The organism is Niastella caeni (assembly GCF_004834005.1).
Classification (GTDB): domain Bacteria; phylum Bacteroidota; class Bacteroidia; order Chitinophagales; family Chitinophagaceae; genus Niastella; species Niastella caeni.
This window is the reverse complement of sequence record NZ_STFF01000005.1, coordinates 20578-35113: the sequence shown is the minus strand read 5'-3', so window position 1 is coordinate 35113 and position 14536 is coordinate 20578. Positions and strand designations below refer to the sequence as shown.

13 protein-coding genes are annotated in these 14536 nt (G+C 43.1%); 2 read left to right on the top strand and 11 right to left on the bottom strand.

The features are described 5' to 3' along the window. Positions 1-6: 6 nt before the first annotated feature. Together FAM09_RS17895 and FAM09_RS17890 are read right to left on the bottom strand one after the other, a co-directional pair. Complete coding sequence (locus FAM09_RS17895) at positions 7-459, bottom strand: MarR family winged helix-turn-helix transcriptional regulator (RefSeq protein WP_136578515.1); 453 nt, start codon at positions 457-459, stop codon at positions 7-9. A gap of 739 nt (positions 460-1198) precedes the next feature. After that, positions 1199-2230 carry a radical SAM/SPASM domain-containing protein gene (locus tag FAM09_RS17890; protein WP_136578514.1) on the bottom strand — a complete coding sequence of 344 codons (1032 nt, stop codon included), beginning with the start codon at positions 2228-2230 and terminating at the stop codon, positions 1199-1201. 135 nt (positions 2231-2365) lie between these two features. On the opposite strand from FAM09_RS17890, the gene FAM09_RS17885 reads away from it, so the two are divergent. Then, positions 2366-3139: a glycoside hydrolase family 25 protein gene (locus tag FAM09_RS17885; RefSeq protein ID WP_136578513.1), complete on the top strand. Its 774-nt coding sequence runs from the start codon at positions 2366-2368 to the stop codon at positions 3137-3139. A 587-nt stretch (positions 3140-3726) separates the two neighbouring features. Next, complete coding sequence (locus FAM09_RS17880; protein ID WP_136578512.1) at positions 3727-3963, top strand: hypothetical protein; 237 nt, start codon at positions 3727-3729, stop codon at positions 3961-3963. 214 nt (positions 3964-4177) lie between these two features. Here FAM09_RS17880 and FAM09_RS17875 read toward each other — a convergent pair whose 3' ends face one another. From FAM09_RS17875 to FAM09_RS17835, 9 genes are all read right to left on the bottom strand, one after another. Further along, positions 4178-5032 (bottom strand): DUF6089 family protein, encoded by an 855-nt coding sequence (locus FAM09_RS17875; protein ID WP_136578511.1) that lies wholly within the window; start codon positions 5030-5032, stop codon positions 4178-4180. Between the two features lie 240 nt (positions 5033-5272). Continuing rightward, positions 5273-6184, bottom strand: a complete 912-nt coding sequence (locus tag FAM09_RS17870; RefSeq protein WP_136578510.1) for a prohibitin family protein — start codon at positions 6182-6184, stop codon at positions 5273-5275. Between the two features lie 39 nt (positions 6185-6223). Next, the gene (locus tag FAM09_RS17865) at positions 6224-6649 is read right to left on the bottom strand and encodes a YybH family protein (protein ID WP_136578509.1); all 426 of its coding nucleotides are present in this window, start codon (positions 6647-6649) and stop codon (positions 6224-6226) included. A gap of 166 nt (positions 6650-6815) precedes the next feature. Beyond that, a complete protein-coding gene (locus FAM09_RS17860; RefSeq protein ID WP_136578508.1) occupies positions 6816-7685 on the bottom strand; it encodes a sugar phosphate isomerase/epimerase family protein in 870 nt (289 codons plus the stop codon). Between the two features lie 121 nt (positions 7686-7806). Then, the gene (locus FAM09_RS17855) at positions 7807-8382 is read right to left on the bottom strand and encodes a gluconate 2-dehydrogenase subunit 3 family protein (RefSeq protein WP_136578507.1); all 576 of its coding nucleotides are present in this window, start codon (positions 8380-8382) and stop codon (positions 7807-7809) included. A gap of 157 nt (positions 8383-8539) precedes the next feature. Then, the gene (locus tag FAM09_RS17850; RefSeq protein WP_136578506.1) at positions 8540-10252 is read right to left on the bottom strand and encodes a GMC oxidoreductase; all 1713 of its coding nucleotides are present in this window, start codon (positions 10250-10252) and stop codon (positions 8540-8542) included. 160 nt (positions 10253-10412) lie between these two features. Further along, positions 10413-12092 carry a GMC oxidoreductase gene (locus tag FAM09_RS17845; RefSeq protein WP_136578505.1) on the bottom strand — a complete coding sequence of 560 codons (1680 nt, stop codon included), beginning with the start codon at positions 12090-12092 and terminating at the stop codon, positions 10413-10415. A 51-nt stretch (positions 12093-12143) separates the two neighbouring features. Next, on the bottom strand, positions 12144-13034 hold the full coding sequence (locus FAM09_RS17840) for a hydroxypyruvate isomerase family protein (protein WP_136578504.1): 891 nt from the start codon (positions 13032-13034) through the stop codon (positions 12144-12146). A gap of 162 nt (positions 13035-13196) precedes the next feature. Then, positions 13197-14438: an MFS transporter gene (locus FAM09_RS17835; protein ID WP_136578503.1), complete on the bottom strand. Its 1242-nt coding sequence runs from the start codon at positions 14436-14438 to the stop codon at positions 13197-13199. Between the last annotated feature and the right edge of the window lie 98 nt (positions 14439-14536).

Below are 14536 nucleotides of genomic sequence, written 5' to 3'. Positions count from 1 at the left end.
TGTACGCTATTCTGAATTTCTTATTTTATCCAGTAAATTATTTAACATTTTTGCTTCTTCTTCTGATAGGCTGCCGAGCATTGCATCCATTTGCTCGTTGTAGCTATCCAGCCTTTCCAGCAGCTCCATACCGGTATCGGTAATGGTTACATCAACCAGCCGCCGGTCGGTTTTGCAAATTACTTTTTGCACCAGATCTTTCTTCACCAGCCTGTCAACAATTCGGCTGGTATCGCTCATTTTATCCAACATCCGTTGACGAATCTGCAAGGTGGACAAGGGTTTTCCGGCACCCCGCAAAATGCGGAGGATATTATATTGCTGGGAGGTTATATCTCCCTTTTCAAAAAACTGTTTGGTCTTTTCTGATATCCAATTATATGTAAAAATAAGATTGACCACCGTTTTATGATACTCATTCCGGAATTTCGACTGTTGTATATCTTTTTCTATACTCATGGCTCTGCACAGATGGTATTATTAGTTATTTAATCAAAAATGATAACCAGGGCCGTGCCGACCCTTGTAGCATAAAAATGCTGAACTAATGCTGCGCTTCATGTATTTAGAAAACTCCGTCAATAATGGTAATAACCCATGTTCATGGGTGACGGCCGGTTCTGCTTACCGAAGCATCGGTTAATGGGTTAAGATGATTAACAAATGCACTCCTTTGATCTTTATGTATACGCTGCTTTGTCATCTGAGATCCATTCAACAGGTCGTGAACGGTTTCATACTGATGTTGCAACCGGCTACAAACAGATGCTTACAAGGTCATGTTAGTTCTGGGTTTAGCTTGTTCTGCGGTCAGGTTGGGGAGGATTAGGTTACTTAGCCTGCCTGCCGGTAGGCAGGTTCCGAGATCTTTAGCTCAGCATACTAAGTTCACATGCTGGGTTCTTATTTGGGTTGTAAGGGGTTATTTGGTCTGGTCTACGGTCTGACCTTTTCGATTGTTCTGCTAAACCTATTTTGTTTTTCGAAATTACAGTTTTTCTAAATCCTTTGACATTTTTCAATCCTTATTCCTCATTTTCATCTGTACATTTTTTGAATTTATTCAGATGCCTCATACCATGACAAAAATTTCTACGCCGTGTAAGTTATGATGAAAACTTTGTCGGGAGTGAACCATAACGTCCATTCCAATCACTTTATATATTTTTCCTGTCAACGGTAAGGTATTTCCTATAGCTCAATCGCCCCACACTCTTGTACCTTCACTGCAATTGGCGCAAATATCAATATTTTTTCGACCCAACAGCACTTGTTCGCGAAATCGTTTATACTTATCGTTATGCCATACATCCTTAAAACTTTTCCCTTTCAAATCGCCCAGCGTATGTTGCGCATCTTTATCAAAGCAACAAGGCACTACCAACCCATCCCAACTGATAACCGTTGCATGCCATAAGCGCCAGCAATGATTTTGCAGCGAGTTTTTAAATTCCATTTGACCTTGCTGGTTCTTGCGATACCGGCTAAACTTATCAATACTTGGGATCAGGTTATTGGGATCGTTCTCATAATCGTACACCTGGGCTGTTTTAAACCGTACTTCATCTACCCCAATTTCCTTTGCCAGGCGTTTTACTTCTTCAATCTGGTGTTCATTAGGCTTTACCACCAGGAACTGGAAAAACACAAACGGCGTTTTGCTCTTCAATTCTTTTTTCCACTTTACAATGTTCCTGGCGCCTTCCAGTACCTTATGCAATTTTCCGCCCACGCGGTATTGCTGATATACATCCTGGGTAGTACCGTCAATGGAAATGATCAGCCGGTCTAACCCGCTTTCAACCGTTTTCCGGGCATTTTCTTCAGTCAAATAATGCGCATTCGTAGAAGTGGCCGTGTAAATACCTTTTCCCGATGCGTATTTTACCATATCAAGGAAACCTGGATTGAGATACGGTTCGCCCTGGAAATAAAAAACCAGGTATAACAAGTCTTTGGATAACTGGTCAATGGTTTCACTAAAAAAATCCTTTTGTAACATGCCCGTAGGACGGGTAAACGCCCGTAAACCGCTGGGACATTCCGGACAACGCAGGTTGCAAGAAGTGGTAGGCTCAAATGAAATGGATATCGGATACCCCCACTGTACTGGCTTGCCGGTTATTTTACTTATATAATAACTGCTTAATACCTTACCCGCATTCCATACCCGGCGGGGCGTTAACCTCGATAATAAATTGAAACTATCGTGCCAGTTAATTGAAGGCATAGAAGTGTAAAATTAGGGTTCGCGGGCTTAAGGGCAATGTTTTAGGGTCCCTAACGTTTAAAAGAGTTAAAATTTTCCACTTCAACAGATTATATCTCGCTTTGTTTAAGCGCTCTAATATATTTGTGTACCCTTATGGCAAATAAAAAAAAGGTAGCCATTGTTTGGAAGATCGTTGTAGGCCTGATCATGGTAGCCACCGTATTTATGTTGTTGTTACGTGTCTATGAATGGTGGGCCGAACGGCGCGCTCATTTCATCAGGTACGAGGCTTTTGGTATTGAAATTCCCACCCGTTATACCATTCATGGCATAGACGTAAGCCGTTACCAGGAAACCATTGATTGGGAAAGCGTTCAATCTATGAACGTGGAAGGAGTGAAACTGGGTTTTACCTTTATTAAGGCTACCGAAGGGATTGAAAGCCAGGACCGCTTTTTTAAACGGAACTGGAAAAGGGCTAAAGAAGCGGGGATGGCCCGTGGCGCTTATCATTTTTTTATTGCTACCAAAAGCGGCAAGACCCAGGCCGAACATTTTATAAAAACAGTAGAACTGCAACCCGGCGACATGCCGCCCGTGCTGGATGTGGAGCGAACCTTTGGGGTGCCCTATCAAAAGGTGCGCGAACGCGTTCGTGAATGGCTGGTAACGGTAGAGAATTACTACGGGGTACGGCCCATTATATACGCCAATGTTGATTTTTACCAACAGGTGCTTAAAGATGAATTTGACGATTATCCTTTATGGGTGGCTCACTACCTGCAAAAAGAAAAGCCCCGGATTTACCGCTCCTGGCATTTTTGGCAATACAGCGAGCAGGGGCACGTGAACGGTATCTTCTGCAAAGTCGATTTCAATGCCTTTAACGGCGACTCTACCGAATTCAAGAATTTGCTGATCAATTAAAAGGAAAGGGTGCGCCCTTTGAGCCATTTTGCCCCAACAAAATGTAATTTTATAGGGGTTTAATTGGTTTCTGATATAGTAAAACCGAACTAATGAGGGCGTTTTTCTTTTGAATGACAGGGAAACTTTTTCTCCGATGCGTTTTAAAAATTATTTGATAGCACAATTCTTTTTTTTAGCCAGATAAAAAGTTTGCATACATCGCAGCTTTGATTTCGATTCAACTAAAAAGTTTTCCTATGCCGTATCTTTTTTTTCAATGTGACCAAAGAGTTTTCGTATACCGCAACTTTTTTTTCGATGCGTTTTAAAAGTTTGCATACATCGCAGCTTTGATTTCGATTCAACTAAAAAGTTTTCCTATGCCGTATCTTTTTTTTCGATGTGACCAAAGAGTTTTCGTATACCGCAACTTTTTTTCGATGCGTTTTAAAAGTTTGCATACATCGCAATTTTTATTTCGACACAATGAAAAATTAAACAACTCGAAAATAAAATAATTGATCTGAAAATTTTCTTTCGAGGCATTGTTGTTTTTTTTTCGATATTAAACCAGGATTTTACAGCCAATTATAATTTCTTCTTGTATGAGCATGATGGAAGATGATGTTAAGGATTTTTTGAAACGGATCGTATGGTCGGTTTTTTTAGGATTTTTATGGCTGACAACTACGCTTGGCATTGGCACTTACAATGATTTGCTGGTTCCTAACCCATCAATAAGCATTGGTAATATTATTTTTTACATCTGGATGGCCAGCAGCCTGGCCGCGCTTATTTATATCAATTACCGCATCTGGAAAAAGAAGTTCCCACACGGGTGAAAATCAATGGGCAATTGACAATTTGCAATAGACAAGGGAAGGCAATAGACAATTCTTCGTCCGCTGTAACTTTAAACGCTTTCGTCAAAGCTTCCACGTTGGAGCAAGAAAAACGGCAGTGATTGGCAAAGCTATCCCTAAAAGCAATCGTGCCCCCATTTTCAGGGAGCACGATTAAGTATTTTGGTGATGAGTAGAGACGTATTGGGGGCGATTAAAACCTCGTTGCCGGGCAACCCACTTTTTTATCACGGTGATAGGAAGGTAAACCTGCAATGCGTTTGTACTGATCAATAAATGAGCGTACCGTTACCGTTAAGGCCATGTAATAATAACCGTCTTTTTCATTGGCGCCTCCGCGGGCTGTTTTAGTGGCCGGATATGCGCCGGCGCCCACTTCATCGCCCCGGTAAGCCAGGTCAACAGCAGTTTGGCCTTTCGCGTTCAACAACACCGCCTGATCTACATAATCTGAGCTAACATCATCAAGGTAATCGGTAAATAATTTCCGGTAACCGAGCTCCAGTCCAACCCTGATATCTTCGCTTATGGCATACGTAGCGCCAATACCCAGAGGTATATTGAATTGGGTGAGTGAATACTCCTTTTTACCCGCCACAATGCCCTGACCTTCGGTGCTCAAAGGCTTCAAAAAGGTTTTGGTGCCATCTTCGGTACGGGTAAAAGGTTTAAAATGATATAATCCAACTCCGGCAAACACGTAAGGTGTGAACCAGGAATTGTTTAAGCTTAATATATTGTATTGAACGCCCAACTCCCATTCAAACAGTTTGGTTTGAAAGTTCAGGTTACGCATTTTCATGGCGGCAGTACCTTTCTTGTCGTCGGCCTGTAGCGAGGAAAGCGTGAAATAGGTACGGGCAGTAAAATGTTCAGACAGATCGTATTGGGCGCCAAGTGACCCTAAGAATTTGGCTTGTTTAAAGGTTATTCGCTTTGCCTGTAAATCGCCCTGATAATTGGCGATACCTAAACGGGCGGAAAAATGAAAATTCTGTGCGACTGTTGCCAGGGGCAGGCAACATAACAGCATGATAATCTTTCTCATTGATATTCAATTAGGATATAATCTATTCACACTCACAAATCTACGGGTTGGTTGACACCTTTAAACGATTTGATAGTGAATTTATTACCTACCCCTAACCCCATAAGGGGGGAATAACTCCTCAGCCCGTGAATCAAGAAACGGCAGTCGTGAGTTATCAGTGGTGAATTGTCACTGGGTTCCGGAATTTTCGGAATGCTGAAATTTCGGCGGGCTTATTCACCATTGGCCATTCACTGCCTATTGCTTCGCATCAAGAATAACCGGCGTATTCCCCCTGCCCATGATTATCATTTTTGCATTACCTGAGGCCGCCAGGTCTTTCATGGCCTTGATTTGTTCGTATTGTAATTGCCTGTCGGTAAGGCTTTCGTTGATGATACGTTGGTAGTCGCTTATACCTTGCGCTTCCACACGCTTGCGTTCAGCCTCCTGCTTTTCTTTTTGCAGCACAAACTGCATTTTCTGCGCATCCTGTTCGGCAGTGATCTTTTGTTCAATGGCCGTTTTTACCATTTGTGGCAGGGTAATATTGCGTACGAGTAATTGTTCCAGCACCAGGCCGCGATTTTTAAAATCGGTTTCAATACTTTTAAATATGCGGGCCTGAAATTCATCCCGTTTTGACGAGTACAGGGATACAGCTTCGTAGTACACGGTATTATCGCGGATCTTTGTACGGGTAAGCGGGCGAACGATTTTATCGGTATAATTTAACCCGATTTCCCGAACGATGCGGGGCGCATCGGTTGGCAGTACCCTGTACAACACCGTGAGGTCAATTACTACTTCCAGGCCATCGGCAGTAAGTGCTCGAATGGCGTCATCACTTGCTTTCTGTCCTTCATCATGCACGCCGCTCATGGTGTAGTTCTGGGTTTTTACATCCATCTTCTCAACAACCAGCAGAGGGTTAATGAAATGCAGGCCGCTGGTCAACACATCGTTCTGTACTTTACCAAACAATTTCTTTACTCCTATTTCGCCGGCTTCTATCTGAATAATGCAGGAAGCCAGTATACCAATCAAGATTAAGATCACCCCGATTATACGGAGGGGAGATGCAAAGCGCCTGATATTTGATTCAATACTGCGGGTTATCACCAGGCGGCCAATAAGAAATACGATAACCCCGATAATAATTAGTGCCATGATAGTATGGTTTATTGTTTTGGGGAATGAAACTTTTTTTTAACTACTATGATCGGCTACAATCACCCATGTATCATTAATCTTTCTAAAGATGAGGTTGTAGTGGCCGCCCACATCGCCGATCTTCCTTTTCAAATGCCATTTACCTACAATGAAATAATATTCGGGCGAAAGGCGCTGTACTTTGACCAGGTCGAACGACAGGGTTCCCATAGCGTCTGCATTGCCGTAATTCTTTTTATAATTCATTAGTGTGTTCTGGTAACCATATGTTACGCCGCTCTTCCCAATAAACATCAGGGAGTCATTGTTCCAGTAACCTTTCATAAATTCTTCTATGTTCCCGTTGTTCCAGGCTATGGTTTGATCGCTTAGTATTTTTCGTATGGCCTGCTCATCGGCCGATTGTGCCCAGGTATGCTGAATGAGGAAAAAAGCCAGGAGGAAACTCATTAGTATTCTCATAATATGTAGTTGTTTCTCTAAAGATACAGCTTAAAACTACAAGCTGTAAGCTATTAGCCGAATGCCAAACATTTGTATTTGCTTAAAGCTTTTGGCTTAGAAGCTAAAAAAAAGCCTGAAAGAATCGAAATTCTCCCAGGCTTTGATATAAACACTTTTTATAAAATTATAACTTCAGTTTCTTCATATATGCAGCGTCGATAGCGGCGCTTTTCAATGGCGTACTGTTATCATAACGCTCCTGTTCAACGATAAAGTATTCTAACCCTTTCGAAGAACCGGTTTTCAAAATACTTTTGAAGTCTATACTACCGGTGCCCAGGTCAATAGAGGCATCATGATCTTTTGGCTCAGCACCTTTTCTACGATCTTTAACATGACACAGTTTAAAACGGCCGGGATATTTATTCAACCAGGCAATTGGATCTGCGCCGGCGGTAACTACCCAGTAAATATCCATTTCAAAATCTACCAGTTCAGCATTGGTATTTTGCATCAATACATCCTGCGGCAATTGACCTTCCAGGGTTTCAAAGCTGTAACCGTGGTTGTGATATGCAAAGCGCAATCCATTTTTCTTACAGATCTCACCACAGGCATTAAATTTTTCTGCCGCCTTTTTAAAATCGTCAATGGTCTTTTGCATACCAAGGTGCGGACAGATCAAATATTTCATTCCAATTTCACCGGCCAGTGCTGCCTTGGTCTCAAAATCATTATTGATATTGCAATGGCTTGAAACGATGGTCATGCCCAACTCCTGCATATAATTTTTAAACTCCTTGTTGGTCATCCCCCAGAACATGCCTTGCTTGCCTTCATAACTTTCAACCTGTTTATAACCGAACGACGCTACCTGTTTCAAAACGCCTTTGGGATCTTTAGGCAGGTCTTCGCGCAGGGAATATAACTGCAAACCAAACTTTTTTATCGAGGCATCGGTTGAAAAATCATCCATTGAAAATGCTGATCTTCCAATAAGTAATCCTGAAGCCAATGTTCCGGTTGCTTTGAGAAAACTTCTTCTATTGTGCATTTTTGATTTTTTAAATGGTGGAACCGATTAAAATCAAATACTGAATGCTGAAGCAGCAAACACTTCAACATTCAGTATTCATTATTCAACACTTGTCCCTACGGGTAGGGATTGAATATTTTTATAAAGCCCAGGCTTTGTCACCTTTTTTATAAGGAATGCAGGCTTCAAACTTACCGGGAACGGGCACATAGCGCAAAGCTTGTGTAGCGCCGGGTTCAGATGTAAAGTAACCCAACAGGGTCAACTGTTTCATCTGGGTAAAATAATGCACGTCGTCTTCCTTCTTTTTGTTCTTCCCGTATTCCTTTTGCTCTTTATCTATTTCGGTCAACAGTTCTTTGCGTTGCTCAGGGGTTATTTTCATAAACCCGCTGCCACCGAATTTTTTCTTGCTGGCCTCGTTCAGTTTATTCATTCCTTCCAGGAATACTTTCTGGTTCTTTTCGTCATAGCAGTCCTTAACCATAACCGTCATGAACGTACCTACCTTGGCAGCTTTGGCGCCAGGCGTATCGGTAGCAGGAATAATGGTTTCGGCCACTTCATCCAGGTAAGCAATGTCGTCAGCGGTGAAGTCAACAGACTGACCGATTTTTTTATCGCCAGTGCCGCAACCGCTCAGAAAGAATTCAGCCCCGATCACCGATCCGCCCAACAACAATGCAACACGGGATAATGCGTCTCTTCTGTTCATAATAACTAATTTGAAAATTATTCAATTTGAAAATTTGAAAATTCTATCTGCCGTTTTCACTTGCTCGTTCAGAATTGCAATTCGCCATTTGATTTGAAAATCTGAAAATTAAGAATGCCCCCATTTTCAAATTTTCAAATTACCACATTATCAAATTCTACAGGTTTCCTTTCTTCAACTCATTTACCGCAAAATCAGCAGCGCGGGCCGTAAGCGCCATATACGTTAATGACGGGTTCTGGCAGGCTGATGATGCCATACAGGCGCCATCGGTAATGAACACATTTTTTACATCGTGCATCTGGTTATTGCCGTTCAACACCGATGTTTTAGGATCTCTACCCATGCGGGCGGTGCCCATTTCATGAATACAGAATCCGGGCGGCGGATCGCTATCGTACGTGCTCACATTTTTCAACCCTGCTTTCTCTAACATTTCCTTGGCGCTATCCATCATATCCTTCCGCATGATCTTTTCATTTTCCTTGAACTCACAATCAATATCAAGCGTAGGCAGCCCCCATTTATCTTTCTTGTCTTTATTTAAAGTGGCCTTGTTTTCATAATAAGGCAGGTGCTCGCCCCAGGCGCCAATGCCCATGGTCCAGTTACCAGGTTCTGTAAGACTGGCTTTCAGTTCAACGCCAATACCATCTCCGTTATTTACTCTACCCCTGCTGGCGCCGCCCTGGTAACCAAAACCGCGTACATAATCGCTGCGTTTTGTTTTTTCATTGATATTCCTGAACCGGGGAATATAGATACCATTCGGCCTTCTTCCATAATAATAAGTATCAGCAAACCCTTCATAATCTCCATGTGCCCCTACACCATAGTGATGGTCCATCAGGTTATGCCCTACCTGCTCGCTGGTATTACCAAATCCATTCGGAAATGCATCCGACACGGAGTGTAATAAGATATGCGCAGTTCCCAGGGTTGATGCGTTCAGGAAGACTATTTTAGCATAGTACTCTTCGGTCTTCATGGTTTCAGCATCAAGAATCCGTACACCGGTTGCGCGCTTTTTATCTTTATCATACAACACATCCAGCACAATGGAATTGGGCCGTAAAGTAAGATTACCGGTTGCTCTGGCGGCAGGCAGGGTTGCCGAGTTACTGCTGAAATAACCACCGAACGGACAGCCCTGGTGGCATTTATTGCGGTACTGGCAAGGCCCGCGGTCACCCACTTGTTTTGTGTGGTTGGCCGAACGACCCATGATCATTACCCGGTCGGTATAATTTTGTTTAAGGCTGGCCGCCACATGTTTCTCAAGGCAATTCATTTCCATGGCAGGTAAAAATTCGCCATCGGGCAACTGCGGCAAACCATCGCGGTTTCCATTTATACCAGCAAATTTCTCAACATAGCTGTACCAGGGCGCCAGGTCTTTATACCGGATGGGCCAATCAACTCCATGGCCATCTTTCGCATTGGCTTCAAAGTCCAGTTCACTCCAGCGATATGACTGACGGCCCCACATCAGCGAACGGCCGCCAACATGATACCCGCGTATCCACCAGAACTTCTTTACCTCGTTGTATGGATTTTCCAGATCATTGACAAAGAACTTTTTTGATACTTCATCAAAAGCATAACACTTGCTTTGAATAGGGCTGTTCTTCCTGTCTTCTTCAGTTACCTTATTATGGTGTATCAATTGCCAGATATCCTTTTCTGTTCCGGCGTAGTCTTTTATGTGTTCTACATTTCTACCCCGTTCCAGCACCAGTGTTTTCAGGCCCTTTTCGCATAATTCTTTGGCGGCCCAGCCACCACTTATACCCGACCCTACTACAATGGCATCATAGGTATTTTGTACAGTTGCTTTAGTGTTTAGGTGTACGTTTAGAGAATCGCCCATAATATTAATTTGCTAATTTGATAATGTGCTAATATGCTAATTGACAGAATAAAGACGCAATCAATTAGGATTAGGCAGCGTGTAAATTAAAAAAAATTTTAAATGTTTCGTGAACATTTAACAAGCCTGCCTTTACTATTAGTACATCAGCACATTAATCTTACAGGTTTTGCTTTTTCAATTCACTCACCGCATGGTCGGCGGCACGGGCCGTTAAGGCCATGTAAGTAAGTGAAGGGTTAACGCACGCTGCAGATGTCATGCAGGCGCCGTCTGTTACATATACATTGGGTGCATCCCAAACCTGGTTATGTGCATTGAGCACGGAGGTTTTAGGATCTTTACCCATGCGGGCTGTTCCCATTTCATGAATACCCATGCCCATGAAATAATCGCTTTCTGATGGTTTTACATCCTTCAAACCGGCTGCCGTCAGCATTTCCATGGCATCGTTCTTCATATCGATGCGCATTTTCTTTTCATTTTCCTTCAATTCACAATCAATAGCCAGCACGGGTAAACCCCATTTATCTTTTTTCGATGTATCGAGCGAGATCCGGTTCTCGTGGTAAGGTAATATTTCACCAAAGGCGGTCATACCCATCGACCAGGGACCAGGTTCAGATAATGCATTCTTCAATTCGGCCCCGATGCTTAATTCAGCGATCTGGCGGTTCCAACCCTGACGGCTGGCGCCACCCTGGTAACCGAAACCCCTCACATAATCCCTTTTATCGCTGCCCACATTGCGGAAACGTGGTATATAGAAGCCGGTTGGCCTGCGGCCGAAATAGTATTTGTCGTCATAGCCTTCAGCCAAACCATCTGCACCAATCCTGAAATGATGATCCATTACATTATGTCCCAATTCGCCGCTGCTGCTGCCCAAGCCACCAGGCCAGATGTCAGTTGCAGAATTGAACAAAACCCAGGTACTGTTAAATGCTGAAGCGCACAGGAACACCACTTTCGATTTAAACTCGTATGTTTTATTTTCCTGCGCATCCATCACTTCAACCCCTGTGGCTCTTTTCTTGTCTTTATCGTACAATACTTTTGTTACAATTGAAAACGGGCGCAGTGTTAAATTACCGGTAGCCACAGCAGCAGGCAAGGTAGAAGACTGGGTGCTGAAGTAGCCGCCAAACGGACAACCCAGCCAGCATTTGTTGCGGTACTGGCAATTGGTTCTGCCTGGTAACGGCTGTGTGATGTTGGCAACGCGGCCAATGAATAAATGACGTTGTCCTTTATAATATTCTTTCAACCGGGCAGCCGCATCTTTTTCAACGCAGTTCAACTCCATAGGAGGTTGAAACTGTCCATCTGGTAAATGCGCCAATCCTTCTTTACTACCACTGATACCTGCGAATTTTTCAACATAGTCGTACCAGGGCGCAATTTCTTTATAACGAATAGGCCAGTCTACACCATGCCCATCTTTAACATTTGCCTCAAAATCGAGATCGCTGAACCGGTAGCTTTGCCGGCCCCACATCAATGAGCGGCCGCCTACATGGTATCCGCGAAACCAATCGAACCTTTTTGTTTCGGTATATGGACAATCTTTTTCGTTGGTCCAATAGTTCAGGTTCATTTCATTCAACGGATAATCCCGGTTCAACACGGGATATTCTTTTATCATCTCCTGGGTTTTACCGCCTCGATGCGGAAATTCCCAGGGCGCCTTATTGGCGTTTGTGTAACCTTTTATATGCTCAATATTTTCACCACGTTCAAGCAACAGTACCTTCAGTCCTTTTTCGGTCAACTCCTTTGCAGCCCATCCGCCGCTAATACCCGACCCCACTACAATAGCATCATATACATTGTCTGCCATGATTCATTGTTTTTTAGTTTTAGAAAGACGAGAGAAAAGCAAAAACCAGTTCTATACGTCACAAATTTTTATTGCTTTTTCAAGCGATGCCAACTTTTCTTCGTTGGTTTTGCGAGCTGGTATAAATTCCTGCGCAACGTACCCTTTAAAGCCGGTATCAAGAATTGCCTTCATGATAGCAGGGTAATACAACTCCTGCGTTTCATCAATTTCATTTCTTCCGGGAACGCCACCGGTGTGATAATGGGCTATGTACTGGTGATTGTCTTTTATGGTGCGAATAACATCACCCTCATCTATCTGCATATGATAGATGTCGTATAGCAGTTTGAAATTTTCTGAACCTATGCGTTTACACAGCTCAACGCCCCAGGCGGTTTTATCGCACTGGTAATCTTTGTGGTTCACCTTGCTGTTCAGCAATTCCATTACGAGGATCACATTATTTTTTTCAGCTACGCTCATGATCTGCTTTAAGCCTTCGGCGCAGTTTTTCCAGCCTGTTTCATCGTCTATACCGCGCCGGTTGCCACTAAAGCAAATGAGGTTTTTATAACCTGCTTTAGCAACCAGGGGAATCATCTCGGTATAATTCTTTATTAACTGCGCGTGGAATTTTTTGTCGTTCCAGCCATCTACCAGGTTTAATTCGGCACCATTGCACATAGAAGAGAACAGGCCATGTTTTTGCAAGGTGGGCCACTCTTTGGGGCCAACAAGGTCAATAGCTTTAATGCCCATTTTTTTAGTGGCAGCACAAAATTCTTCCAACTCAACAGAACTGTAGCACCAACGACAAACTGCGTGGTTGATATTTCCTTTCAAGGTTGTTGATTTAATTTCTTCAGAAGTGGTAAAAGACGAAAGCATGTTGGCAGTACCCAGCGCGGCCGTACCCGCTACCAGGTTCTTAATGGCAACTCTTCGCGATTGATTGGCCATGTTTATAAAAGTTAAGATTGAAATTTACAAATTGTTCACGCAAAAACGATTAAATGTAAAACCGTTAACGTTAAAATATTCCAAAAGGTTAAGATAGTACTATAATGCGCTAACGGTTGTTAACAGCTAACCAGGCGTCGTATTTTGAATTCCCAAAACAGCCTATGCTATTGCCTGTTCCTGTTTGTGCTGCACGTAGTGCTTACGGCGCGCAAAATAGATTATAACAAAAATTACTACCAGGATGGCAGGCATAATAGCAACCTTCATAAAGGTATTGGAGCCGGCGATGGATTCTGCTTTTGCTACTTCTTCCCCGGCTGCAATGGCAGCAGCTTTATAGTTATCGTACCATTTACCCATAACAGGCAGAATTAAAGACACCGAAAACATACCCGCGCCACCCATTAATGATAGTCCTAAAGCGCCCGTATTGGGTAAATATTCAGATACAAAGCCAAGCATGGTTGGCCAGAAGAAGCAGATACCAATAGCAAATACAAGGGCCGCACCAAATGCAGCGCCGCCGCTGGCATTGCTTAACAGTATTAAACCAATACCGGCAAATAAAGCGGAAAATATCAGCATACCATTGGGATTTAAACGGTGCACAACCGGTCCGGCAAAAGAACGGCCCAGGGCCATAACACCATTAATAAATACCAGTACCAGGATACCTGAAACACCTGCACCCTGCAATAAAGCACCCAGCCACTGGTTAGTACCCAACTCGGTGGCAGCGGTCAAAAACATACAAACAACCATTACTATAAACAAGGGGCTTAAACAGGCAGCAAACATTTGTTTGCCACTGATACCTTTTGCAACACGTTCTGTTTGGGGAAATTTAAGCTTCAGGAATAACACGCCATAAATTACAGCCGGGATCAATAACAGGGCTACCAGCACATGCCAGCCGATCTGCATTTTTTCTAACAGCACATACGCTATTAAACCGCCAATTACAATACCACCCGGAAACCATACGTGAAAGCGATTTAACATCGTCGTCTTATTATCAGGGAACAAAGAAACCACAAGCGGGTTACAAGCTGCTTCTACCATGCCATTACCGATCCCTATACACAGGGTACCTATAAATAACATGGTGGCGTCCTTTGCAATCAGGTAAATAATTACGCCCGACACATGCCCGATAAAAGCAAGCCCGATCAAACGTTTCATACCTATTACATCGCACAACGGCCCACCAAAGATCATGGCCAATGTAAAACCCCAGAATGCCGGACTGAAAACCCAGCCAATTTGTTCTTTATCGAGATGAAATTCAGTACCCCAAACACCTTCAAGAGAGGCGCGGAAAGCAAAGGTCATTGCAGTAACAATAAGCGCAGTACAGCTAGCAATAAATAGTTGCTTCCGGTTGATAGTTGGTTGTTGCATGGCAAGAAACATTTAGGTTTATAGATGGGGGTAATTGATAATTTTTAAAGTTTTTACCGAACCACCTAACTTTATCGAATGCTATTGTAATTTCGTTA